At 61.8% G+C, this 22,854-nt stretch carries 23 protein-coding genes and 2 pseudogenes; all 25 read left to right on the forward strand.

Annotation, left to right across the window (positions count from 1 at the left end; translation table 11 throughout):
• Nucleotides 1–23 precede the first annotated feature (23 nt).
• The 25 genes and pseudogenes from HL671_RS34805 (at nucleotide 24) to HL671_RS34925 (ending at nucleotide 22,848) form a co-directional block, all read left to right on the forward strand.
• Entirely contained in the window at nucleotides 24–911 is an 888-nt protein-coding gene (locus HL671_RS34805; protein WP_012040784.1) for a phosphoribulokinase, read from the forward strand.
• The gene (tkt, locus tag HL671_RS34810) at nucleotides 908–2,923 is read left to right on the forward strand and encodes a transketolase (RefSeq protein WP_172242975.1); all 2,016 of its coding nucleotides are present in this window, start codon (nucleotides 908–910) and stop codon (nucleotides 2,921–2,923) included. Before HL671_RS34805 ends, tkt begins: the two co-directional genes overlap by 4 nt.
• Nucleotides 2,920–3,927 (forward strand): type I glyceraldehyde-3-phosphate dehydrogenase, encoded by a 1,008-nt coding sequence (gene gap / locus HL671_RS34815; protein WP_012040786.1) that lies wholly within the window; start codon nucleotides 2,920–2,922, stop codon nucleotides 3,925–3,927. Before tkt ends, gap begins: the two co-directional genes overlap by 4 nt.
• A complete protein-coding gene (locus HL671_RS34820; protein WP_012040787.1) occupies nucleotides 3,924–5,126 on the forward strand; it encodes a phosphoglycerate kinase in 1,203 nt (400 codons plus the stop codon). Before gap ends, HL671_RS34820 begins: the two co-directional genes overlap by 4 nt.
• 17 nt (nucleotides 5,127–5,143) lie before the next feature.
• Nucleotides 5,144–6,223: a class II fructose-bisphosphate aldolase gene (gene fba / locus HL671_RS34825; protein ID WP_172242978.1), complete on the forward strand. Its 1,080-nt coding sequence runs from the start codon at nucleotides 5,144–5,146 to the stop codon at nucleotides 6,221–6,223.
• Nucleotides 6,224–6,242: 19 nt separating this feature from the next.
• On the forward strand, nucleotides 6,243–7,709 hold the full coding sequence (locus tag HL671_RS34830) for a form I ribulose bisphosphate carboxylase large subunit (RefSeq protein ID WP_172242981.1): 1,467 nt from the start codon (nucleotides 6,243–6,245) through the stop codon (nucleotides 7,707–7,709).
• 10 nt (nucleotides 7,710–7,719) lie between these two features.
• Nucleotides 7,720–8,139 carry a ribulose bisphosphate carboxylase small subunit gene (locus HL671_RS34835; RefSeq protein WP_172242984.1) on the forward strand — a complete coding sequence of 140 codons (420 nt, stop codon included), beginning with the start codon at nucleotides 7,720–7,722 and terminating at the stop codon, nucleotides 8,137–8,139.
• 90 nt (nucleotides 8,140–8,229) lie between these two features.
• Complete coding sequence (gene cbbX / locus HL671_RS34840; protein WP_012040791.1) at nucleotides 8,230–9,234, forward strand: CbbX protein; 1,005 nt, start codon at nucleotides 8,230–8,232, stop codon at nucleotides 9,232–9,234.
• Nucleotides 9,231–9,962 (forward strand): ribulose-phosphate 3-epimerase, encoded by a 732-nt coding sequence (gene rpe / locus HL671_RS34845; protein ID WP_012040792.1) that lies wholly within the window; start codon nucleotides 9,231–9,233, stop codon nucleotides 9,960–9,962. Before cbbX ends, rpe begins: the two co-directional genes overlap by 4 nt.
• Entirely contained in the window at nucleotides 9,959–11,191 is a 1,233-nt protein-coding gene (locus HL671_RS34850) for a class II fructose-bisphosphate aldolase (RefSeq protein WP_246706037.1), read from the forward strand. The genes rpe and HL671_RS34850 overlap by 4 nt, the downstream gene beginning before the upstream one ends.
• Nucleotides 11,188–11,850, forward strand: a complete 663-nt coding sequence (gene gph / locus HL671_RS34855) for a phosphoglycolate phosphatase (RefSeq protein ID WP_024918867.1) — start codon at nucleotides 11,188–11,190, stop codon at nucleotides 11,848–11,850. The genes HL671_RS34850 and gph overlap by 4 nt, the downstream gene beginning before the upstream one ends.
• Nucleotides 11,847–12,557 carry an HAD family hydrolase gene (locus tag HL671_RS34860; RefSeq protein ID WP_172242990.1) on the forward strand — a complete coding sequence of 237 codons (711 nt, stop codon included), beginning with the start codon at nucleotides 11,847–11,849 and terminating at the stop codon, nucleotides 12,555–12,557. The genes gph and HL671_RS34860 overlap by 4 nt, the downstream gene beginning before the upstream one ends.
• Before the next feature lie 95 nt (nucleotides 12,558–12,652).
• On the forward strand, nucleotides 12,653–14,104 hold the full coding sequence (locus HL671_RS34865; protein WP_172242993.1) for a sigma-54 dependent transcriptional regulator: 1,452 nt from the start codon (nucleotides 12,653–12,655) through the stop codon (nucleotides 14,102–14,104).
• A 4-nt stretch (nucleotides 14,105–14,108) separates the two neighbouring features.
• Nucleotides 14,109–14,336 (forward strand): hypothetical protein, encoded by a 228-nt coding sequence (locus tag HL671_RS34870; protein ID WP_172242996.1) that lies wholly within the window; start codon nucleotides 14,109–14,111, stop codon nucleotides 14,334–14,336.
• A 94-nt stretch (nucleotides 14,337–14,430) separates the two neighbouring features.
• Nucleotides 14,431–15,225 (forward strand): annotated as a pseudogene (locus tag HL671_RS34875) (IS5 family transposase).
• 143 nt (nucleotides 15,226–15,368) lie between these two features.
• Nucleotides 15,369–16,710, forward strand: a pseudogene (locus HL671_RS34880) (IS1380 family transposase).
• A gap of 371 nt (nucleotides 16,711–17,081) precedes the next feature.
• The gene (locus tag HL671_RS34885; protein WP_172242999.1) at nucleotides 17,082–18,044 is read left to right on the forward strand and encodes an NADH-quinone oxidoreductase subunit B family protein; all 963 of its coding nucleotides are present in this window, start codon (nucleotides 17,082–17,084) and stop codon (nucleotides 18,042–18,044) included.
• Between the two features lie 45 nt (nucleotides 18,045–18,089).
• Nucleotides 18,090–19,688 carry a nickel-dependent hydrogenase large subunit gene (locus HL671_RS34890; protein ID WP_172243002.1) on the forward strand — a complete coding sequence of 533 codons (1,599 nt, stop codon included), beginning with the start codon at nucleotides 18,090–18,092 and terminating at the stop codon, nucleotides 19,686–19,688.
• Between the two features lie 79 nt (nucleotides 19,689–19,767).
• Entirely contained in the window at nucleotides 19,768–20,082 is a 315-nt protein-coding gene (locus HL671_RS34895) for a hypothetical protein (protein WP_172243005.1), read from the forward strand.
• Between the two features lie 40 nt (nucleotides 20,083–20,122).
• On the forward strand, nucleotides 20,123–20,452 hold the full coding sequence (locus HL671_RS34900; RefSeq protein WP_172243008.1) for a hypothetical protein: 330 nt from the start codon (nucleotides 20,123–20,125) through the stop codon (nucleotides 20,450–20,452).
• Nucleotides 20,425–20,943, forward strand: a complete 519-nt coding sequence (locus tag HL671_RS34905; protein ID WP_312010779.1) for a hydrogenase maturation protease — start codon at nucleotides 20,425–20,427, stop codon at nucleotides 20,941–20,943. Before HL671_RS34900 ends, HL671_RS34905 begins: the two co-directional genes overlap by 28 nt.
• 44 nt (nucleotides 20,944–20,987) lie before the next feature.
• Nucleotides 20,988–21,248, forward strand: coding sequence for a hypothetical protein (locus HL671_RS34910; RefSeq protein WP_246706038.1), 261 nt, complete (start codon nucleotides 20,988–20,990; stop codon nucleotides 21,246–21,248).
• A 109-nt stretch (nucleotides 21,249–21,357) separates the two neighbouring features.
• Nucleotides 21,358–22,380 (forward strand): tetratricopeptide repeat protein, encoded by a 1,023-nt coding sequence (locus HL671_RS34915; RefSeq protein WP_172243011.1) that lies wholly within the window; start codon nucleotides 21,358–21,360, stop codon nucleotides 22,378–22,380.
• A 21-nt stretch (nucleotides 22,381–22,401) separates the two neighbouring features.
• The gene (locus HL671_RS34920) at nucleotides 22,402–22,614 is read left to right on the forward strand and encodes a hypothetical protein (RefSeq protein WP_024918872.1); all 213 of its coding nucleotides are present in this window, start codon (nucleotides 22,402–22,404) and stop codon (nucleotides 22,612–22,614) included.
• A 9-nt stretch (nucleotides 22,615–22,623) separates the two neighbouring features.
• Nucleotides 22,624–22,848: a hypothetical protein gene (locus HL671_RS34925; protein WP_172243014.1), complete on the forward strand. Its 225-nt coding sequence runs from the start codon at nucleotides 22,624–22,626 to the stop codon at nucleotides 22,846–22,848.
• Nucleotides 22,849–22,854 lie beyond the last annotated feature (6 nt).

The raw sequence follows: 22,854 nt of genomic DNA on the forward strand, positions 1-22,854 counted from the left end.
GCAATCGCGGAAGGAGCGGGACGGTGAGCGAACAGCATCCAATCATCTCGGTTGTCGGGTCCTCCGGCGCCGGTACAAGCACGGTGAAGCACACATTCGATCAGATCTTCCGACGGGAGGGTATCAAGGCAGTCTCGATCGAGGGCGACGCGTTCCACAAGTTCGATCGAGCATCGATGAAGGCTGAGTTACAGCGCCGCTATGATGCGGGCGACCGCACCTTCAGCCACTTCAGCTTCGAAGCAAATGAGCTTTCCGAGCTTGAGAAAGTCTTCGCTTCCTACGGTGCGACAGGTACTGGGCGGACGCGTCACTACGTCCACGACGACGAGGAAGCTGAACGCTATGGAGTGCCGCCCGGTCGCTTCACTGAATGGGAAGATTTCGATAAGGGGTCGGACATTCTCCTCTATGAAGGGCTGCACGGAGCTGTGCGTACCCAGGACATTCGCATCGCTGACCATGCCGATCTGAAGATCGGCGTTGTTCCGGTGATCAACCTCGAATGGATCCAGAAAGTCCATAGGGACAAGGCTTCGCGCGGCTACACCGCCGAAGCCGTGACCGATGTCATTCTGCGGCGGATGCACGCCTATGTGCACTGCATCTGTCCGCAGTTCTCTGAGACCGACATCAATTTCCAGCGCGTGCCGGTTGTGGATACATCCAATCCGTTCATCGCCCGCTGGATTCCGACGGCGGGGGAAAGCCTTGTCGTCATCCGCTTTAAGAACCCGCGGGGCATCGATTTTCCGTATCTCGTACAGATGATCCGTGACAGCTGGATGAGCCGTGCCAACTCGATTGTCGTGCCGGGAGACAAGCTCGATCTCGCCATGCAGCTCATCCTCACGCCGATGATCCTTCGGCTCGTCGACCAATCCAAACGTTTGAAAAGGGCTTCCTCATGAATCTCGTTGCGGAGCGCAGAGCAGCCATAGATGAGGCGCAGATGGCGAACGCGATCCGCGCGCTCGCGATGGACGCGGTCGAGGCTGCGAAGTCGGGCCATCCCGGAATGCCCATGGGCATGGCGGATGTGGCTACGGTGCTCTTCAAGCACTTCGTCAAGATCGACCCGACGCAGCCCAATTGGCCTGATCGCGATCGCTTTGTGCTGAGCGCTGGGCATGGATCGATGTTGCTGTACGCGCTTCATCACCTCCTCGGCTTCCACGACATGCCGATGGATCAATTGCGCCGTTTTCGTCAGCTCGGTAGTCGCACTGCCGGGCATCCGGAATTCGGCCATGCCGCTGGCATCGAAACGACCACCGGTCCGCTCGGTCAGGGAATCGCAACCGCCGTGGGTATGGCTCTCAGCGAACGCATGCTGAATGCGCGTTTCGGCGATGACCTCGTCGATCACCACACCTATGTGATCGCCGGCGACGGCTGCCTGATGGAGGGGATCAGTCACGAGGCGATTGATCTTGCCGGCCATCTCGGCCTTGGCCGGCTCATCGTGCTGTGGGACGACAACCAGATCACGATCGACGGGCCCACAAGTCTGTCGACCTCGCTGGATCAGAAGGCACGGTTCGTTGCTGCGGGCTGGCATGTCGCGGCCGTCGACGGCCACGACGGTGAAGCGGTCGCCAACGCGATTATCGAAGCAAGAGCCGATCCCCGTCCGTCCTTGATTGCCTGCCGCACCATTATCGGCTTTGGCGCACCCAACAAGCAGGGGACATCGGCCACGCATGGTGCGCCGCTGGGCAAGGAGGAGGTGGCCGCGGCACGCGAGAGCCTCGGCTGGATCTATTCGCCCTTCGAGGTTCCGGAGGCGATCGTCCATGCCTGGCGCGTAGTTGGCGCTCGCGGAACGCGCATCCGAGCCGAATGGCAAGAGCGGCTCGCTCGCAGCCCCCAGCGGGAGGAGTTTGTGGCCCATCTCGCGCCCCCCGATGCCGCGAGGTTGCACGCAGCGTTGGCCGATCATCGCCGACGCCTGTGCGGCGAGCGGCCGAAGGTTGCCACTCGCAAGGCTTCCGAGCTGGCGTTGGAGGTCGTGAATTCAACCATCCCCAACATGGTAGGCGGCTCAGCCGATCTCACCGGCTCCAACAACACGCGCACCAAGGGCATGCGTCCCGTGACGCGGAGCGATTTCACGGGCAACTACATCCACTACGGGGTGCGCGAGCATGGGATGGCCGCGGCGATGAACGGCATCTCGCTGCATGGAGGATTGCGCCCCTATGGCGGCACGTTCCTCGCCTTTTCGGATTATTGCCGCGGGGCGATCCGCCTTTCTGCTCTCATGGGTCGGCCGGTCATCTACGTGATGACGCACGATAGCATCGGCCTGGGGGAGGACGGTCCGACGCACCAACCGGTCGAGCACCTCGCATCGCTGAGAGCGATGCCGAACGTCTACGTGTTCCGGCCCGCCGACGCGGTGGAGACGGCGGAAGCCTGGGAGGTCGCGCTTGCCGCAGCCAAGACGCCGTCGGTGCTTTGCCTCTCGCGGCAGGATCTGCCGACGCTGCGCACGGAGCACGGCGACGAGAACATGACGGCACGCGGCGCCTATCTCCTGCGCGATCCTGGCGAGCATAGGGATCTGACCATCATCGCCACAGGTTCCGAAGTCGCTATTGCGGTCGAGGCCGCCGACGAGTTGTCGGCGGACGGGCTGGCGGTCGCCGTAGTTTCTGCGCCCTGCTGGGAGCTGTTTGCCGCCCAGGAAGCCGGCTATCGCGCTGCTGTTCTGGGCGAGGGACCGCGCGTCGGCGTCGAGGCCGGAGTCGCTCTCGGCTGGGCAGAATGGCTCGGGCCCAATTCCATCTTCATTGGAATGACGGGCTTCGGCGCCTCTGGTCCTGCCGCCGATCTCTACAACCACTTTGGCATCACAGCCGAACGGGTCGCGGCCGAGGGGTGGAGGCTCGCCCGTAAGCCCGGGGAGGAGCACGAATGACGGTCAGGGTTGCCATCAATGGATTCGGGCGCATCGGGCGCAACGTGCTGCGCGCGATCTACGAGTCGGGGCGGGGCGATATCGAAGTCGTCGCGATTAACGACCTCGGCTCGGTCGATATTAACGCCCATCTGCTGCGATACGACAGCGTGCACGGAACTTTCCCAGGCGCCGTCAAGGTGAACGGCGCCAGCATTGATATTGGTCGCGGCTCGCCGATCCGTGTGACCGCCGAGCGCGACCCCAAAACACTGCCATGGAAAGACGTAGACATCGCGCTTGAATGCACCGGCATCTTCACCGCGCGCGAGAAGGCCTCGCTACACCTCGAGAACGGCTCGAAGCGCGTCCTCGTCTCCGCACCCGCCGCGGGCGCCGACAAGACAATCGTCTTCGGCGTCAACCACAATAGCCTGTCGCCGGGAGACAATGTCGTTTCCTGCGCGTCCTGCACCACCAATTGTCTCGCCCCGGTTGCGGCCGTGCTTCATCGGACCATCGGCATCGACAAGGGATTCATGACTACCATCCATAGCTATACTGGCGACCAGCCGACACTGGATACCCTGCACAAGGATCCGTACCGAGCCCGCGCCGCCGCGATGTCGATGATTCCAACCTCGACGGGAGCGGCCAAGGCCGTGGGCCTGGTGCTGCCAGAGCTGAATGGGAAGCTCGACGGTGTCGCGATCAGAGTGCCGACGCCGAACGTTTCGGTCGTCGATTTTAAGTTCATCGCAAGCCGCGAAACGACCGCCGAGGAGATCAACAGCGTCGTCCGGACAGCTGCTGGCGCGGACCTTGAGGGTATCCTGGGCTTCACGGACGAACCGCTGGTCTCTGTGGATTTCACGCATGATCCGCGCTCTTCGATCGTCCATATGGATCAGACCAAGGTGATCGACGGGCGCCTCTGTCGCGTCATGTCGTGGTACGACAATGAGTGGGGCTTCTCGAACCGGATGGCCGATACAGCTGTCGCGATGGGGAGGCTCATCGGATGACGCTGAAGTCCGTCCACGACGTCGACATATCCAGCCGTCGCCTCCTCATTCGTGCGGACTTGAATGTGCCGATGAACAACGGCGGCGTTGCGGACGCGACGCGCATCGAGCGCTTCGTGGCTGGTCTGAAGCCGCTTCTGGCGAGAGGTGCCCGAGCCGTCGTTCTCTCTCACCTCGGGCGACCCGACGGGCAGCGGCGGCCGGAACTCTCACTTGAACCAGTGGCCGCGGCATTGGGCCGAGTGCTTGGCAAGGACGTGGCCTTCAGCGAAGCGATAAGTGGACCCGTCGCCGCGAGATCCGCCGCCGCACTCGGCCCTGGCGATGTTCTCGTCTGCGAGAATCTACGGTTCGACCAGCGCGAGGAAGCCAATGACGCGAGCCTGGCGGAAGAACTGGCGGAGCTCGGCGATCTCTACGTCAACGATGCATTCTCCTGTGCGCATCGGGCACACGCCTCGACGGTAGCCATCGCGGAGCGACTGCCGGCAGTGGCCGGTCCGCTGATGATGGCGGAGATCTCGGCACTGACGCAGGCGCTGGAAGCACCGCAGCGGCCTGCTGTCGCGCTCGTGGGCGGTGCCAAGGTATCGAGCAAGATTGACGTGCTCTTCAATCTGATCGGCAAGCTCGATACCGTGATCGTTGGCGGCGGCATGGCCAACACGTTCCTGGCCGCCAACGGCTTGCCCATTGGCAAATCACCGCACGAATCCGCTAAGTTCGAGACCGTGCGCAAGATCCTGTCGCGGGCCCAAAGCTGCGGCTGCCAGATCGTTTTGCCGGTCGACATTGTTTGGGCTGACCGCTTCGAACGCGGCGCGGAGGCGCACATCGCCGAGCTCGACTGTTGTCCTCAGCACGGCATGATATTGGACGCAGGCCCGCGCTCGATCGAGCGCATTTGGGATGTCCTCGCAGAGGCGAAGACCATCCTCTGGAACGGCCCTCTTGGCGCTTTCGAGATCGAGCCTTTCGATCACGCCACGGAGGCTGTCGCCGCCGAAGCGGCGCGCCTGACACGTGTCGGGAAGGTCAAATCGATTGCCGGGGGCGGCGACACCGTCGCGGCGTTGAACGCTGCCGGAGTGACCGAGGACTTCACCTACGTGTCCACAGCAGGTGGCGCTTTCCTCGAATGGTTAGAGGGCAAGGAACTGCCGGGCGTGTCGGTTCTCAGAACCCCCCAGTTGGCATGATCGGAAAGGAAACGACGATGGCGCTCATAACGCTCAGACAATTGCTCGACCACGCGGCGGAACAGGGTTACGGCGTCCCGGCCTTCAACATCAACAATATGGAACAGGGCCTCGCAATCCTGGAGGCAGCCCGCGAAATGGATGCGCCCGTCATCATTCAGGCCAGTCGAGGCGCGCGCTCCTACGCCGGGGACGTCATGCTGCGAAAGGTGATTGAGGCGCTCGTCGAAATGTTTCCCGACATCCCTGTGTGTTTGCATCAAGATCACGGAAACAACGTCAATACCTGCCTTTCCGCGATCCAGAACGGCTTTTCGTCTGTCATGATGGACGGCTCGCTGAAGGAGGATGCGAAGACGCCAGCCGACTACGACTACAACGTCAAGGTGACGCGGCAAGTCACCGAACTCGCCCATATGGTCGGGGTGTCGGTGGAGGGTGAGCTCGGCTGTCTTGGCTCGTTGGAGACCGGCCATGGCGAGGCGGAGGACGGGCACGGATTCGAAGGCAAGCTCGACAAGTCGATGCTCCTGACGGATCCTGACGAAGCCATGCGCTTCGTTGCCGAGACGAAAGTCGATGCGCTCGCCGTCGCCATCGGCACAAGCCACGGCGCATACAAATTCACGAGGAAGCCGACGGGCGAAGTGCTGGCCATGACTGTGATCGAAGCGATCCATCAGAAGCTACCAAACACGCACATCGTCATGCATGGGTCCTCGTCGGTTCCGGAGGAATGGCAGGAGGTTTTCAACGCACATGGCGGGCAAATGCGCGAAACCTATGGTGTGCCTGTCGAAGAGATTGTGCGCGGCATCAAACACGGGGTGCGGAAAATCAACATCGACACCGATCTCCGACTCGCCGCAACTGCCGAGTTCCGTCGCGTCGCCAATACCAAGAAAGATGAGTTCGATCCTCGCAAGTTCCTGAAGCCGGCGATGGACGCGATGCGGAAGGTCTGCGCGGAGCGTTTCGAAGCGTTCGGCGCTGCGGGCAACGCCTCGAAGATCAAGCCGATTCCGCTGAGCGAAATGGCGAAGCGCTACACCAATGGCGCGCTAGAGCCGCAAATCTCCGCTGCCAGAGCCGCATGAACCAGGAAAGGAACCTGTCATGAACGAAGCATTGAAGTCCCTGACCGTCACCGGCAAGGAACGCTACAAGTCTGGCGTCCTCGAATACAAGCGAATGGGCTACTGGGAGCCCGACTACGAGCCTAAGGACACCGACGTCATTGCGCTCTTCCGCGTCACGCCCCAGAACGGCGTCGACCCGATCGAGGCCTCGGCGGCGGTGGCGGGCGAATCCTCGACCGCGACCTGGACGGTGGTGTGGACCGACCGTCTGACGGCGGCGGAGAAGTACCGCGCCAAATGCTACCGGGTCGATCCTGTCCCGAACACGCCTGGCTCCTACTTCGCCTACATCGCGTACGATCTCGACCTGTTCGAGCCGGGCTCGATCGCCAATCTTTCGGCCTCGATCATCGGCAACGTTTTCGGCTTCAAGCCGCTCAAGGCGTTACGCCTCGAGGACATGCGCTTCCCCGTCGCCTATGTGAAGACCTTCCAGGGGCCAGCGACCGGCATCGTGGTGGAGCGCGAGCGGCTCGACAAGTTCGGTCGGCCGCTGCTCGGCGCCACGGTGAAGCCAAAGCTCGGCCTCTCCGGTCGCAACTATGGCCGCGTTGTGTATGAGGCGCTGAAGGGCGGCCTGGACTTCACCAAGGACGACGAGAACATCAACTCGCAACCCTTCATGCACTGGCGCGATCGGTTCCTCTACTGCATGGAAGCCGTCAACAAGGCCCAGGCTGCCACCGGCGAAGTGAAGGGGACCTATCTCAACGTCACTGCCGCCACCATGGAGGACATGTACGAGCGGGCGGAATTCGCCAAAGAACTTGGTTCGGTCATCATCATGATCGACCTCGTCATCGGCTACACCGCGATTCAGTCTATGGCGAAGTGGGCGCGCAGAAACGACATGATCCTGCACCTCCACCGGGCTGGTCACGGCACCTATACCCGCCAGAAGTCCCATGGCGTGTCGTTCCGCGTCATCGCAAAATGGATGCGGCTAGCTGGCGTTGACCATATCCATGCCGGCACGGTGGTCGGCAAGCTGGAGGGCGATCCCAATACGACGCGCGGCTACTACGACATCTGTCGCGAGGACCACAACCCAATGGCGCTCGAGTATGGCCTGTTCTTTGAACAGCATTGGGCAAGCCTCAACAAGCTGATGCCTGTCGCTTCGGGCGGCATCCATGCCGGCCAGATGCACCAGCTCCTCAACTACCTCGGCGAGGATGTCGTGTTGCAGTTCGGCGGCGGCACCATCGGACATCCGCTGGGGATTCAGGCGGGCGCCACCGCCAATCGCGTCGCGCTCGAGGCCATGATCCTCGCTCGAAACGAGGGTCGTGACTATGTCCATGAGGGGCCTGAGATCCTCGCCAAGGCGGCGGCGACATGCACGCCGCTCAAGCAGGCTCTCGATGTCTGGAAGAACGTAACCTTCAATTACGATTCAACCGACACGCCCGATTTCGTGCCAACCGCTGCTGTCACTGCTTGAGGATCAGATCATGCGCATCACCCAGGGTTGCTTCTCCTTCCTGCCGGACCTCACCGACGAGCAAATCACCAAGCAAGTGCAATACTGCCTGGAGAAAGGCTGGTCGGTGAACATCGAGTTCACCGACGACCCGCATCCCCGCAACACTTATTGGGAAATGTGGGGCCTGCCGATGTTCGACCTCAGGGACGCCGCCGGCGTCATGATGGAACTCGCCAAATGCCGGCGCGTCTATGCCGACCGCTACGTCCGCCTCTCCGCCTTCGATTCGAGCCATGGCTGGGAGTCGGTGCGTCTCTCCTTTATCGTTAACCGGCCGAAGGAGGAGCCTGGCTTCCGGCTCGACCGTCAGGAGGTGGCGGGACGGCGCATCCGATACTCAACACATGCCTATGTGACCGACCGTCCCGAAGGTCAGCGCTACGGCTGACCCCTCTCCACGGTGGCATCCGGCAGGCTGACGTGCCGGCAGCCCCGTGACGGAGTGGTGGTCCGGATTCGTTGGACGGAGAAACGACGCATGTCTGCGAGCACCGATTCACGGCTGGACACCCACACCGGCGACACGGCCAGGCTGACGGTGCCCGTCGATAAGGATATCCAACCAACGGCAGAGATCGACCTCAGAAGGGAGTTCGAATCGTCCGGCGTGCACGCTGTGCTCGAGGAACTTGACCGATCGCTCATCGGTCTGAAGCCGGTCAAGCGCCGTATCCGGGAGACAGCCGCGCTTCTCTTAGTCGATCGGGCACGCAAGAGCTTCGGACTCGCGCACGAGACGCCGACCCTGCATATGTCCTTCACCGGAAATCCTGGAACCGGCAAAACCACCGTCGCGCTCAAAATGGCCGATCTGCTTCACCGGCTCGGCTACATTCGCAGGGGTCATCTTGTGACGGTGACCCGCGACGACCTGGTCGGCCAGTATATCGGTCACACGGCGCCCAAGACGAAGGAAGTGCTGAAGAAGGCGATGGGCGGTGTTCTGTTCATTGATGAGGCGTATTATCTGTACCGTCCGGAGAACGAACGGGACTATGGTCAGGAGTCCATCGAAATCCTGCTACAGGTGATGGAGAACAACCGTGACGATCTTGTGGTGATCCTCGCGGGGTATGCCGACCGCATGGACCGGTTCTTCAACAGCAATCCAGGCTTCCGCTCGCGGATCGCGCATCACATCGAGTTCCCAGACTATACCGACGAGGAGCTGCTGCATATCGCAACGCTCATGCTGGACGCCCAGAACTACCGCTTCACGGACGGAGCGCGCGCGGCGATGGCCGAGTATATCGCGCTGCGGCGCGCGCAGCCGCATTTTGCCAACGCGCGCTCGATCCGCAACGCCATTGATCGTATGCGGCTGCGTCAAGCCAATCGCCTCTTCGAGAGCGTAGACGGCCCGGTAGGAATCGAGGCGGTATCCACAATCGAGGAAAGCGACGTGCGTGCGAGCCGCGTGTTTCGCGGCGGGCTGGACAGCGATGTGGCGCGCGAGGACGGCGGGAAGGAGGACGACAGATGACGTTCGATCGCTCCATCAAGATCGCACCTTCTATCCTCAGCGCCGACTTCGCCGCTTTCGGTGCCGAATGCCGCGCTATCGAAGCACAAGGCTGCGATTGGGTGCATGTCGACGTGATGGACGGCCATTTCGTACCGAACATTACCTTTGGCCCGCAACTCTGCAGGGCCATCCGGCCGCACGTGAAGACGGTCATGGATGTACATTTGATGATCACTCCAGTGGACCCCTACATTCACGCATTCGCCGAGGCGGGCGCCGACGTCATCACCGCACATGTCGAGGCTGGCCCGCATCTTGACCGGACCTTGCAAGCCATCCGCGCCGCCGGCGCTAAAGCGGGCGTCTCGCTTAACCCGTCCACGCCAGCGGAAGCGATCGAATTCGTCCTCGACCGGATCGACCTGGTCCTCGTGATGACCGTCAACCCCGGCTTCGGCGGGCAAAGCTTCATCGAGGCCATGGTCCCGAAGATCCGCCGTTTGCGCGAGATGGTTGGCGACCGGCCTATTCATATCGAGGTTGATGGCGGTGTAACGCCCGCGACGGCGCCGCTCGTCGCAGCCGCTGGCGCCGACGTGTTGGTCGCAGGATCAGCTGTCTTCAAAGGCGGATCGGCTGCCGACCCTGCACCCTATGGGCGGAACATCTTGGCCATCCGTGAAGCTGCGACTGCGGCGCAGAGAAAGGTGGCGGAAGCCGATGGCACTCGTGGACATTGGACATGAGCGACCTGCTTCGGCACGCCCATTGTGAGCGATACGCCATCGGCGCCTATGATGTCGTGGACACAGCTTTTCTAGAGGCTGTGCTGGACGGCGCCGAGGGCTGCCGCGCCCCGGTGATCGCGAGCCTGGCCGAGTCCCATTTCGATCATTTCGATTTCGAGTGCCTCATGCCGGTGGTCGTGGATGCCGCGCGCCGCGCCCGGGTGCCGGTTGCTATCCATCTCGACCACGGGCACTCTCTCGCGACGGTCGAACGGGCGATTCGGCTCGGCTGCAACAATGTCATGGTCGACGCGTCGCTATCGTCGCTTGAGGACAACATCAAGGCCACGCGCGAGGTCGTCCGCCTTGCCCGCCGCTGCGGCGTAAGGGTGGAGGGCGAGCTCGGCTATGTGCCTGGCGTCGAGGGGGAGGACGCAGAAAAACATCCCCGCGCGATGCAGCTCACTTCGCTCGCGGACGCCGAGCGGTACATCGCGGAAACGCCTGTGGATTGCCTTGCGATCTCCATCGGCACCGTCCACGGCCGTCTACGCGTCGCACCGCGACTCGACTTCGAACGTCTGTCCGCGCTCAGCAGTGCCCTGCACATTCCACTCGTCATCCATGGCGGGACCGGCTTGAGCGACGACCAGTACGGGATGCTCGCCGCAAACGGTGTCGCCAAGATCAACTACTTTACCGGCCTCGCCGACGCCGCGGCGCGTTCGATAGTAGAGGAAGCGGAAAGCAAGGACTCGCCGGCCGACACCGCACTCATCCACGGCGTTCGGGGGGCTGTTCGCGCCGAGGTCGAGCGGACTTGCCGGCTGTTCGGAGCCGCGGGACGCGCTGGCGCCGCGTCGGCCGCTTGCCGTCGTTGGCGCGAAGTCGAGCATGTCGTCGTCTACAACCTGCGCGACGGCGGGCAGAACGTAGACTGGAGCGCTTTTGCGGCGCAGGGCGTTGAGGCGCTTGGCGCAATCCCCGGTGTGCGCAATGTGCTGGCCGGGCGCGCGCTGCGAACGGATGCACCATATCTCTTGTGCTGGCTCATCCGCTTCGCATCCCCCGAGGTCGTCGCCAGCTACCGCGATCACCCTGATCACGTCGGCTATGCCGACAAGGTGTTCCGGCCGACAGCTCCAGATCGCGTCACAATCGATTTCGAGCTTGTCGATGTTTCGGGCGAGGAGAAAAAGTCGAGTTTGAGCACCCAGCCGCCGACTTCGTCGGGAACCAAAAGATGAAAGCGATCGTTTTCGACCTTGACGGCACGCTGATCGACAGTGCGCCGGATCTCCATGCTGCGGCGAACCGGATGCTCGGCGACCTTGGGCGGCCGCCCCTGACGCTTGAGCGTGTCGCCGGTTTCGTCGGCAACGGCGTGCCGGCATTGGTCGCGCGGTGCCTCGATGCGACCGGCGGCCCTGCGGACGATTTCGATAGCGCGCTCGCCCGGTTCCGGAAGCACTATGCGCGTGCCCCGGCGCAGCTGACACGGCCTTACGCTGGCGTCGAGCCGACGCTCGAGCGGCTCGCCGCATCCGGGGTTGCGCTCGGCATCTGCACGAACAAGCCGCCTGAGTTCGCCGTCACCATTCTCAAAGAGCTCGGGCTTATGCGCTTCGTCGGCGCCCTCGTGGGGGAAGGCACGGTGCCGCAGCTCAAACCCGACCCCGCTCCCCTGCTCCATTGCTTGGACCGGCTCGGCGCGGACGAAACTTCCGCGCTCTATGTCGGCGACAGCGAGATCGACGCCGAAACCGCATTCCGCGCGAAGGTTCCGTTCGCGCTGTTCTCCGGGGGGTATCTCCGGGAATCCGTCGACGCCTTCGAACCGGTGTACGTGTTCGATCACTTCGACGATCTTTCGGATTACGTGCTGCAGGGGGTCGGCAGACGATGAAGACCGCTGCCTTCATTTTCGACGTTGACGGCACACTTGCCGAGACGGAGGAGGCCCATCGGCAGGCCTTCAATGCGACATTCGCTGCCGCCGGTCTTGATTGGCACTGGGACGCGCCGCTCTATGGGGAACTCCTCAAGGTCACCGGCGGCAAAGAGCGGATCCGTGCCTTTCTTGAGCGCGCATACCCCGGAGTTGTCATGTCGGATGAGAGCATCGTCGGCCTGCATCGCCAAAAGACCAAGGCTTACGGCGATATCATCGTCGGCGGCGGCGTTCCCTTGCGTCCCGGCGTCCGGGAGCTCATCCAGTTCGCCAAGCTCCAAGGGATCAAAACCGCCGTGGCGACGACGACGAACCTGCCGAATGTCGATGCGCTTTGCGTCGCGTTCTGGGGCGAACCGGCCGGCGCTGTGTTCGATGTGATAGCCGCCGGCGACGAGGCGCCGCGCAAGAAGCCGGCCCCCGACATCTATACGATTGCGCTGGACCGGCTTGGCCTGGAGCCCAAGGACTGCATCGCATTCGAGGACTCGCGCAACGGCCTGCTCTCCGCGAAATCGGCGGGGCTTCGGGTCGTCGTTACGCCAAGCCAATACTCAACGGGAGAGGACTTCACGGAAGCGGATCTGTTTTTGCCGGATCTCACCGGATTCGACGTTGCCCATTTCACGAGAGCGCCGGCCGAAGGTTTAGAGAACCCGTAATGCCTTCTGGCCGTTCTCTCTTGACAAGTTCCTTGCATACCATCGCCGCTTGCGCCATTCTGCAAAGAAAGTAAGCAGCTTGAAAAGATTCTTGAATGGAGCACTCTGGTACGGTCCTCATCGTAGCTCGGCGGGGAGGCGATTGGACGGACTGCCTTGACGTCCTGTCCGAGCGCTATGCCTATCGCGTAGTGCATGTCGGCTCCGTGGCCGAAGCGCTGACCACAATGAGCGGCGTCCATGTCGATCTCGCCGTAGCCGAAGATCGCAAGGACGAGACTATCGGACTGGATTTTCTAACCAGGCTGCGCGTTTCCCACCCGGAAATCATGCGGGTGTATGTAACCTCGGAGGGGTCGCCTCTATCCTACGACACCTTGACCAAGGCCGCAATCTACCAGTTCTTGCTCACCCCACTCGACGCAGCGCAGCTCGGCCTCGTCGTCGAGCGGGCGCTTGAAGCTCGCGAACTCGCCCGCCGCCACCGCATTCTTTCGCGGGAGTTCAAGATCTCCGGTGACGCACTCAGATTAGGCGAGCGCCGGGATCTCCTCTTCAGGCCCGAAAGCCACCAATTCGAAAAGCTCGTCTATGCCAGCGAGAAAATGGCAGAGCTGTGTGATTTGGCCAAACAAGCCGCCACAACAGAATTGCCGATCTTGATTCAGGGTGAGACCGGAACGGGCAAGGAGCTTTTGGCGCGCGCTATCCATTACAATTCGCCACGACGCACGAGCCCGCTCCTCGTCCAGAACTGCGGCGGCATGCCGGACGACTTGCTGCAATCAGAATTGTTCGGCCATAAGCGTGGCGCCTTCACCGGCGCCATCTCCGACCGGCTCGGCCTCTTTCGCGCCGCCGATGGCGGCACGGTATTCCTCGACGAGATTTCGGAGGTGTCCCCATCTTTCCAGGTGAGCCTGCTGCGCTTTCTCCAGGAGGGCGAGGTCAAACCGCTTGGCTCTGACAAAGTCGAGCACTGTAACGTTCGCATCATTGCCGCCTCGAACAGGTCGCTCAAAGACATGGTCGCGCGTCGGGAATTTCGTCAGGACCTCTATTTCCGCCTCAAAGGTTTCGAGCTTGAGGTGCCTCCGCTTCGTGAGCGCCGCGACGATATCGCGCCCCTTTCCGAATTCTTCGCCGCGAAGCATGCCGATGCGATGGGTCGGAAGATCCTCGGCATCACAGCGAGCACGATCGAGAAGCTTTCCGCCTGCGACTTCCCCGGCAATGTCCGTGAGCTTGAGAACGAAATCCGGCGCATGGTTGCATTGGCCAAGGACGGCGAATACATCACAACGCGCAATATGTCGGCTTCGTTGTTGGCATCCGCCGCGGCGCGCAGTCGGAGCGATGGACCGCGCGGCTTTGTACCCGAAGGCGCGACTCTGAAGGATCAAGTCGAAAGCTTGGAAAAACAGATTGTTGGACGTGCGCTGTTGCGCAACCACTGGAACCAAAGCCGCACGGCCGCTGAACTCGGCTTATCGCGCGTTGGACTTTCAAACAAGATCAAGCGCTACAACCTCGAGCAACAAGGCTAGCGAGATGATCAAGAACGAACAATCCTCCGAAGTCGTTCGCTTTCCCCAATCGCGCGTTTCCCCAACTGCTGCGGCCAAGCCGACCAAGCTTCTCGGCGCCGGGAAAATGGCCGAGCTTCTGGGTACACCTGCTCATCAGACCACCGGCCATTGGTGCAGCCGCTGTCAGGGCATCTGGTTCGGCTACCTGCTCGAGGTCGCCTGCCCCGTGTGTGGAAACAGACAGGGCTAAACCGCCCTCTAAGAGCCCGTTTGAAAATGCTCGGAGCGACGCGGGCGGGCATGATTCAAGCTCGCCATGTTGGCCCCCCAAGACGCGCCGCCGGATGGCGGCCATCGAGAAGAAGGCGAAGCGCTATCCGACGGACCTGACGGACCCGGAATGGGAGCGCATCCGACCGTTGTTGCCGCGGCCAGCGCAGCGCGGGCGCAAGCCCAGCGTTGATCTGCGCGAGGTTCTGAACGGCATCCGCTACATGACGCGCACGGGCGGCGGCTGGCGCATGCTGCCCAAGGATTTTCCACCCTGGCAGACGGTCTACTGGTGGCTCCGGCGGTTCGTGCGGCTGCTCCTGTTTCGCACCATCCACGATATCGCCCTGATGGTGGACCGGGAGCGCGCGGGCCGCGAGGCCAGTCCAACGGCGGGTGTCGCCGACAGCCAGACGGTGAAAGCGCCCGCCGCCAAAGCGCGAGCGTACGACGCCGGCAAGAAGATCGTCGGCCGCAAGCGGCATATCGTCGTCGACACCGATGGCTGCCTCCTGATGGTCAATCTCTCCACGGCCGATATCTCCGACAGCGCCGGTGCCTAGGCGATCCTTGAGGCGATCCGAAAGCGCTGGCCGTGGATCAAGCATCTGTTCGCCGACGGCGCTTACGATCGAACCCAGCTCATGGATAAGGCCGCCTTCCTCGACTTCGTCATCGCGATCGTCCGCCGTCTCGACGCCGAGCCGCGCTTCAAAGTCCTGCCGCGGCGCTGGGTTGTCGAGCGCACCTTCGGCTGGATGACCCGCTGGCGCCGTCTCGTCCGCGATTACGAAGCCCGTATCGACGTCTCCGAGGCCATGATCCACGTCGCCATGGGCAGCCTCCTCTTGCGCCGTATCAGGCATTGAGCCCATTCTCAAACGGACTCTAACCCGTCTTATTCATCGCAGTTGCGCAAATGAGCGACGGCTGTAGCGCGAATCCGCCATTCGATTCATGATCCTGGTTGCGAAGCCGGTTCATCGATCGATTGAGGAGCGCCACACCCGTCATGAGTGAAGATATTGCACTTCCCTTCGATCTTCCATCGGTTTGCCGCAAGAAGGTGAGCGTGGGGTTCGATGGCGGGCGGCTTTCGTCGGACGCTGGAGTTCTTCTGCTGCGCGGCGTTGAGAGGAGGCTCGGTCTGGCCGGCCGGCTTGCTTCGTGCATCAGGGACAAGCGTGACCCCGATCTAATCGAGCACTCTATCGAGGAGATGCTCAAGCTTCGGATGTTTGCCATTGCGGCGGGCTACGAGGATGCCGACGACTGCGATTCGCTGCGGCACGATTCGATCTTCAAGATGGCGGTGGGCCGTCTGCCGAGAACGGGCGAGCCTCTGTGCTCGCAGCCGACGATGTCGCGGCTGGAGAATGCCCCATCGAAGATCGAGATCGCGCGGGCGATGGCGGCCATGGTGGACCAGTTCTGCGAGAGCTACGGCAGCGCGCCGGCTTGGATCACGCTCGATATCGACGACACCTTCGATGCCGTGCGCGGCCATCAGCAACTGTCGCTGTTCAACGCCCACTACGACGAGCGCGGCTTCTTGCCGATCCACATTTATGAAGGAACCAGCGGCAAGCCGGTGGCGGTGATCCTGCGCGAGGGCAGGACGCCCGCCGGCATGGAGGTGCGGACCATCCTCAAGCATGTGATCGGGCGCATCCGTGGCCACTGGCCCAAGGTCCGCATCCTGGTGCGCGGCGACAGCCATTACGGCCGTGCCGAAGCCATGGAATGGTGCGAAGAACAAGGCGTCGACTACATTTTCGGCTTTGGCGGCAACGCGGTTCTCAAGGCCATGACCCAAGAGGTCGCCGATGCGTTATGTGTGGAGCGCGCCACAAGCTCCGCGGCAAAGCTGCGCACCTTCGCCACCTGAGCTACGCCGCCAAGGGCTGGAACAAGCAGCGCCGCATGGCCGCGCGCATCGAGGCAACGCGGAATGGTCTCGACATCCGGCTACGTCGTCACCTCGCTCAAGGGCACGGCAAAGCAATCTCTACGAAACCGTCTATTGCGGCCGCGGTCAGGCGGAGAACTTCATCAAGTGGCACAAGGCGCAACTCGCCTCCGACCGCACCTCGTGCCGCGATCCAAAGGCCAACCAGTTCCGGCTGATTCTGCACACCGCCGCCTACTGGCTCATGCTCACCGCGCGCAATGCGATCGCAAAGCGCTCGCCGCTCGCGGTTGCAGAATTCGCGACGCTGCGCCTTCGTCTGATCAAGATCGCCGCCCGCGTCATCGAAGGCGCGGCCCGCATCCGTGTCTTCCTGCCCACCGCATGTCCCGATCGCGCGGTCTTCCGCCAGCTCGCAGGCTGGCTCTGCGCGGTCGGACCGTGAGCGACGCGGCGGTGTCGCCGCGTCTCACACCACCTCGTCGCAACCTCCAACCCGGAAAATACATACCCAGCTCGCCGCGTCGAGCGCGTTCGACGCGATCGCCGCGCCGCGCCTCGCATCAAAAATTATGCCCCGGCGATCAACTACGGTGAATAGGACGGGCTAAGTCCCAAACTAAATTTACAGCCGCTAAGAAGGTTTGCAGGATCTGCGGAAGTGCGACCGCAATGTGATCGTTGTGGCGACGCCTTTATATATTTGATATTTCTATGTATTCTGCTTTCCTTAGAGATTGGCGCGGGACTTGCTCGTCGCCCGTTTAAGCGCCTTCACGCGTTCAACGATCGGCGGCTACCGGGAGGAGAAACTCAATGGCGAATCTTTTGTGGCTCCAAGGTGGGGCATGCTCTGGCAACACGATGTCGTTCCTGAATGCCGAAGAACCAAGTGCCTGCGACCTCGTCACCGACTTCGGCATCAACGTGCTGTGGCACCCTTCGCTGGGCCTCGAGCTTGGTGAAAATCTCCAAAAGATGCTGCGGGCGCTAACGTCCGGCCAAATGCCGCTCGACATCTTTGTCTTCGAAGGAACCGTCGTCAATGCGCCGAACGGCACCGGCGAATGGAATCGCTTCGCCGGCCGGCCGATGCGTGACTGGGTCCAGGACCTGTCCAAGGTGGCGAACTTCGTTGTCGCCATCGGCGACTGCGCCACGTGGGGCGGCATTCCAGCCACCGCGCCCAATCCGTCCGAGAGCCAGGGACTCCAATTCCTGAAGCGCAGTCAAGGCGGTTTCCTTGGCAAGGATTATAAGTCCAAGGCCGGCCTTCCCGTGATCAACGTGCCCGGCTGTCCCGCCCACCCCGACTGGATTACCCAAATCGTCGTCGCGGTGGCAACCGGCCGCGCCGGAGATCTGGCGCTCGATGAATTCCAGCGGCCGAAGACCTTCTTCACCTCATTCACCCAGACCGGCTGCACCCGCAACATGCACTTCGCCTACAAGGTCTCGGCGACCGAATTCGGCCAGCGCAAGGGGTGTCTCTTCTATGACCTCGGGTGCCGCGGGCCGATGACCCATTCGCCCTGCAATCGCATCTTGTGGAATCGTCAATCCTCGAAGACTCGCTCTGGCATGCCTTGCATGGGCTGCACCGAGCCGGAGTTTCCCTTCTTTGACCTCGCTCCGGGCACTGTCTTCAAGACCCAGACCGTGATGGGCGTACCGAAGGACATGCCGGCAGGCGTGGACAAGACCGGTTACGTCAAGCTGACGGCCGCCGCCAAGGCAGCCTCACCGCGGTGGGCTGAAGAAGACATTTTCGTCGTTTGATCGCCCGCGATTCGCCCACATCCATTCAGAGAGGTCAACAAAACCATGTCCGCAGCAGTTCAAACGCTCGATATTTCACCAGTCGGACGCGTTGAGGGCGACCTCGACGTGCGCGTCGATATCCAGAACGGAGTCGTCGTCAATGCATGGACTCAAGCCGAGCTCTTTCGCGGCTTCGAGGTGATTCTTCGCGACAAGGATCCTCAAGCGGGACTCGTCGTGACGCCACGCGCGTGCGGCATCTGCGGCGCCTCGCATCTGACCTGCGCAGCTTGGGCGCTCGATACAGCGTGGAAGACAGAGGTTCCGCGGAACGCCATCCTTGCGCGCAATCTCGGGCAGATCGTGGAGAGCTTGCAGAGCCTTCCTAGGCACCACTACGGGCTCTTCATGATCGACTACACGCACAAGAACTATTCGCGCTCCAAATATTACGAGGAGGCTGTTCGGCGTTGGTCGCCCTTCACCGGTACCAACTACGAGCTCGGCGTTACGATTTCCGGACGTCCCGTAGAAATCTACGCGCTTCTTGGTGGTCAGTGGCCGCACTCGAGTTTCATGGTCCCCGGCGGCGTCATGTGCGCGCCCACGCTGACTGACGTGACCCGTGCCTGGTCGATTCTGGAGCATTTCCGGCGCAACTGGATGGAGCCGGTATGGCTTGGCTGCTCCTTCGAGCGCTACGAGGAAATCAAATCCTACGACGACTTCATGGCGTGGCTAGACGAGCGGCCCGAGCATGCCAACTCAGACCTCGGGATGTTCTGGCGCATGAGCCAGGACATCGGCGTCGACAAATACGGCAAGGGCCACAGAAAATACGTGTCCTGGGGATATCTGCCTCATGAGGACAAGTACAACCGCCCGACGATCGAGGGCCGCAATGCGGCAGTGATCATGAAGAGCGGTGTCTATGATGGCGCCAGCGACACCCATAAGCTGATGGATCAGATTCACACCCGCGAGGATCTGATGCATGCCTGGTACGATGAGCAGAGCGGCAAACATCCCTTCGACCGAGTCACCAAGCCGGTTGGCAGAAACCCCGTCGATCACACCAAGCAATATTCATGGGCGACGGCCGTTCGCCACGACCAGAACGGCAGGCTCGAAGCCGGCCCGCTCGCGCGCCAGCTCATTGCTGGCGGACCGCACGGAGAAAGCTGGCAGCATCACGATCCGCTGGTGCTCGACATGTATAGGAAACTGGGCGGCGCCAGTGTCATGCTGCGCCACTTCGCCCGCATGCATGAAGGCGTGAAGCTCTATCGGCAAGCCGAGCATGCTTTGCGCGAATTCCGGCTGAACGATCCCTGGTATGTCAAACCGACGGAAAAGGATGGGCGGGGCTGGGGCGCCACCGAGGCGATCCGCGGCGCCCTTTGTCACTGGATCGAGGTGCAGGGCGGCAAGATCAAGAACTACCAGATCATTGCGCCAACGACCTGGAACGTCGGTCCGCGTTCCGACGGCGGTGAACTTGGGCCGATCGAGCAAGCGCTCGTCGGAACACCGATTGCCGACATGAATGATCCTGTCGAGGTCGGGCATGTTTGTCGCTCATATGACTCGTGCCTCGTCTGTACTGTGCACGCCCATGACGCCAGCACGGGCAAGGAACTTGCGCGTTTCCGCACGGCCTAGTTGGTCACCGGTTGGGCGACCCGCTTGATCATCACTTCCAGGGTGATAGAGCGGCGCAGAAATATATGGGCCACAGCCGATGAACAGCGAGCAACAACGCGCACTGCTCCTCCGAATGGCCGACCTCATGGAGGCAGGTCTGAAGACGCAAACGGAGCCCGTTCCGGAAACGGAACGGGAGTTCGCCGGCATCCTTGACGAGCTGCGCAAGCTTGATCCGAACGATATCAAAGCCAAGATGGTCATCAGCGGCTTTGTTGACCATCCCTACGGACCAGACAAGCAGCGCTGCATGGAATGCATGTACTACCTCGTTCATCGAGAATGGTGTGACCTGCCGGAGCTTGCAGTGCCGGTGAAAGCGGACTGGTGGTGCAGACTCTGGCGCATCTGATTGAAGGCCATCGGAGCAGGCATCCGCCACGGAGGAAGGGATGACCACGGACACAAAGGAACTGGCCGACGTCGCCGGGCGTGAGGAAGTTCGTGGGCTTCTGGCCGGTGGCCTAACCACTGAGGTCCAGCCACGCGCCGACACGCATGAGGAAGTCACGCAGATCGTCGCCCGTCTTCGCGCGGCGGGCGGCGATCTCAAGGCCAAGTTGGTGATCGCGGGGTTCACGCTGGAGCCGATAGAACACGGCGGCATCGAGCAGTCATGCGAGACGTGCATGTACTACGTCGTTCATCGTCGATTCTGCGAATTGCCCGAGCTCAACCTGCCCGTCGAGCCGCAGTGGTCCTGCCGGTTGTGGCGCATATGATCGCGCCGGATCCAATCATCGTTGTGGTAGGATGTGGCAATCCGAACCGCCAGGACGACGGCGTCGGGCAACAGGTGATTCAGACCTTAAAGGGCAAGCAACTCGACGGAATGGACGTAAGGCTGCTCGATGCCGGTACCGACGGAATGGCCGTGATGTTCTCGGCACGCGGCTGTTCGTCGCTCATCGTGGTTGATGCGGCTCAGACCGGGGTGGAGCCCGGTGCAATCTACGAAGTTCCAGGAGCTGAACTCGAACGTCCCTATAGTCCCGGACTTAATCTCCATGACTTCCGTTGGGACGCAGCTCTTCACGCGGGCCGTCAAATCTTCCGCGATGCCTTTCCAAGTGACGTCACCGTCTTCTTGATCGAAGCCGCCGAGCTCGGCTTCGGCGTGGGCCTCACGCCAGCAGTCTCGCGGGCAGCCGATAAAGTTGCCTGCCGCATCGAGGCCCTGATTGAGGAGCGTCGGTCGAAGGACGTGATGTGAACGAGGCGCCTGTCAGTCTCATGATACGGCGGGGCGCGCTCTATATGTCTGCTGCCGCGTGCGAACAGTATTTTGCGAATATCGACGCCGTCGCCCTGCTGCGGCGTGACGGCGATCTCGTTGTACTGCCCGTGCGTCACGCGGCGGCGGGCGGATATCTGCTCAAGCAGCGCAACAGCTGCGGCGACCGGGTGGTTTCCGCTCCCGAATTCTTTCGGGCGTGCGGGTTCGATGATGATGCCGAAGTGGTGCTCGAAGCCCACTGGGACGATCACGCAGCAGCCTTGATCGCCTCCGGACTGTAAACGATGTTTTCATTTCGTAATTCAAATAGACAGACTTGGCAAAGTTGACTATCGTTTGCTGTCAGAGGGAGAGCTGCGTTGAAAAGCAGACTCCGGGAGGAATGGTCTGGTGAAGATTGACCGCACCGACGACGACGTTAGGGCCGCTCTTGCTGCCGCCGAGGACGAGACGGCAACCCCCGCGGAACGCGCCGAGATGCTGATGGAGATCGCATTGGGCCTCCAACAGCGGCCGAAAGATATTGGCCAGCTCCGCTCGGCGATCGACCTCTATGCGCGCGCTCTGGATATCTGCCCTGAGGACGAGCGCCTGCTTGCGGCGCGCATCCGCGCGCGCCAGGGCACCGCCTTGCTGGCGCTCCCCGGCGAAGGCGTGGAGCCGCTCGAGGTTGCCCGGGCGGGATTCGAGGCAGCGATCCCGGTCCTTCGTGATTTTGGCCGCCCCGAAGAATTGGCGGAAGCAGAGATGAATCTTGGCCTCGCTATCCAAAATCTCGCTGGCCGCAACAGAACTCGTATCACAGATGCGATCGCAGCATACCAGCGGGCGCTGCGAACCTTCGACAAGCATCGCTTCCCGAAGGAGTTCGCGATTCTACAGAACAATCTTGCGACCGCCTTCCTGTCGATGCCGTTCACCGACAGTCGTGCCAAGATGCGAGAAGCGCTCGCCGTCCAAGCCTTCGAGGAAGGCTTGAGGATCGTAACCCTGATCGATCATCCAACCGAATACGCGATGCTGCAAAACAATCTCGGCAACGCGCTTCAGTACAGTTCCTCCAGCCATATGATCGAAAACAACTTACGCGCTCTTGACGCCTATGACGAGGCCCTGAAGGTGCGCACGCGCGCGGCCATGCCGGTCGAATACGCCAACACGCTCGCAAACAAAGCCAATTGCCTGCGGAACCTGCCCGACGACCCACAACGTCCAGAGGACGGCAACCGCGCTAATCTCATAGCGGCACGCGAATCCTATCTGGAGAGTCGGGAAATCTTCATTCGGGCCGGCGAAGTCGCGAAAGCACGCATTGTCGCGGAAGCCTGCGAGCAAATCGATCGCGAATTGCTCTCAGCGCCTCCAGCGCGCTCACGCGGGCCGGCGGACAGCCGCTCGCAACATCTCAACTGAACCGGAGTGAGGAGCTTTCACGTGACGGGAACAGAAGTAACAGCGGCGAGCGCAGTGGCCGCTCTGATTGTGGGCCTGGTCGCCTCCGGGATTGGTGGAGCGGGCGGCGGCGTGCTCACCGGTGGCAAGGCGATCGGCAATCAGCTGGCTGCTCTGATGGGCAGCTTCTACGGCCCTGTTGGTGTCATCCCGGGACTCATCGTCGGGCTGATCGCGCTCGCTTTTTTGAAGTGAGTTGCGATCATGTTGGAAATGGTAAAAAGCTCGATTGTCCTGTTTTTCCGGGGAAAGCTCTTCGCCGATCCGGCCAAGGTCTACCGTCAAACCGCCATCGGAGCGCTCGCAACGGCGGTGATCCTGTTCGGCCTCACCAAACTTGGCTTGCCGATAATCGCCTCAGCCGCCATTGCCGGACTGATCGGCGGAGCGGCACAGCCTTACCTCTTCAAGGATCTGCGCTATCGCTGAGGCTGG

Source organism: Bradyrhizobium denitrificans, assembly GCF_013179005.1.
Taxonomy (GTDB): Bacteria; Pseudomonadota; Alphaproteobacteria; order Rhizobiales; family Xanthobacteraceae; genus Bradyrhizobium; species Bradyrhizobium denitrificans.

Bases quoted from the DNA above. Each gene is read 5' to 3' on its own strand.
- tkt (WP_172242975.1), top strand. From the start codon at position 908: ATGAATCTCGTTGCGGAGCGCAGAGCAGCCATAGATGAGGCGCAGATG.
- gap (WP_012040786.1), top strand. From the start codon at position 2,920: ATGACGGTCAGGGTTGCCATCAATGGATTCGGGCGCATCGGGCGCAAC.
- HL671_RS34820 (WP_012040787.1), top strand. From the start codon at position 3,924: ATGACGCTGAAGTCCGTCCACGACGTCGACATATCCAGCCGTCGCCTC.
- fba (WP_172242978.1), top strand. From the start codon at position 5,144: ATGGCGCTCATAACGCTCAGACAATTGCTCGACCACGCGGCGGAACAG.
- HL671_RS34830 (WP_172242981.1), top strand. From the start codon at position 6,243: ATGAACGAAGCATTGAAGTCCCTGACCGTCACCGGCAAGGAACGCTAC.
- HL671_RS34835 (WP_172242984.1), top strand. From the start codon at position 7,720: ATGCGCATCACCCAGGGTTGCTTCTCCTTCCTGCCGGACCTCACCGAC.
- cbbX (WP_012040791.1), top strand. From the start codon at position 8,230: ATGTCTGCGAGCACCGATTCACGGCTGGACACCCACACCGGCGACACG.
- rpe (WP_012040792.1), top strand. From the start codon at position 9,231: ATGACGTTCGATCGCTCCATCAAGATCGCACCTTCTATCCTCAGCGCC.
- HL671_RS34850 (WP_246706037.1), top strand. From the start codon at position 9,959: ATGAGCGACCTGCTTCGGCACGCCCATTGTGAGCGATACGCCATCGGC.
- gph (WP_024918867.1), top strand. From the start codon at position 11,188: ATGAAAGCGATCGTTTTCGACCTTGACGGCACGCTGATCGACAGTGCG.
- HL671_RS34860 (WP_172242990.1), top strand. From the start codon at position 11,847: ATGAAGACCGCTGCCTTCATTTTCGACGTTGACGGCACACTTGCCGAG.
- HL671_RS34865 (WP_172242993.1), top strand. From the start codon at position 12,653: ATGGAGCACTCTGGTACGGTCCTCATCGTAGCTCGGCGGGGAGGCGAT.
- HL671_RS34870 (WP_172242996.1), top strand. From the start codon at position 14,109: ATGATCAAGAACGAACAATCCTCCGAAGTCGTTCGCTTTCCCCAATCG.
- HL671_RS34885 (WP_172242999.1), top strand. From the start codon at position 17,082: ATGGCGAATCTTTTGTGGCTCCAAGGTGGGGCATGCTCTGGCAACACG.
- HL671_RS34890 (WP_172243002.1), top strand. From the start codon at position 18,090: ATGTCCGCAGCAGTTCAAACGCTCGATATTTCACCAGTCGGACGCGTT.
- HL671_RS34895 (WP_172243005.1), top strand. From the start codon at position 19,768: ATGAACAGCGAGCAACAACGCGCACTGCTCCTCCGAATGGCCGACCTC.
- HL671_RS34900 (WP_172243008.1), top strand. From the start codon at position 20,123: ATGACCACGGACACAAAGGAACTGGCCGACGTCGCCGGGCGTGAGGAA.
- HL671_RS34910 (WP_246706038.1), top strand. From the start codon at position 20,988: ATGTCTGCTGCCGCGTGCGAACAGTATTTTGCGAATATCGACGCCGTC.
- HL671_RS34925 (WP_172243014.1), top strand. From the start codon at position 22,624: ATGTTGGAAATGGTAAAAAGCTCGATTGTCCTGTTTTTCCGGGGAAAG.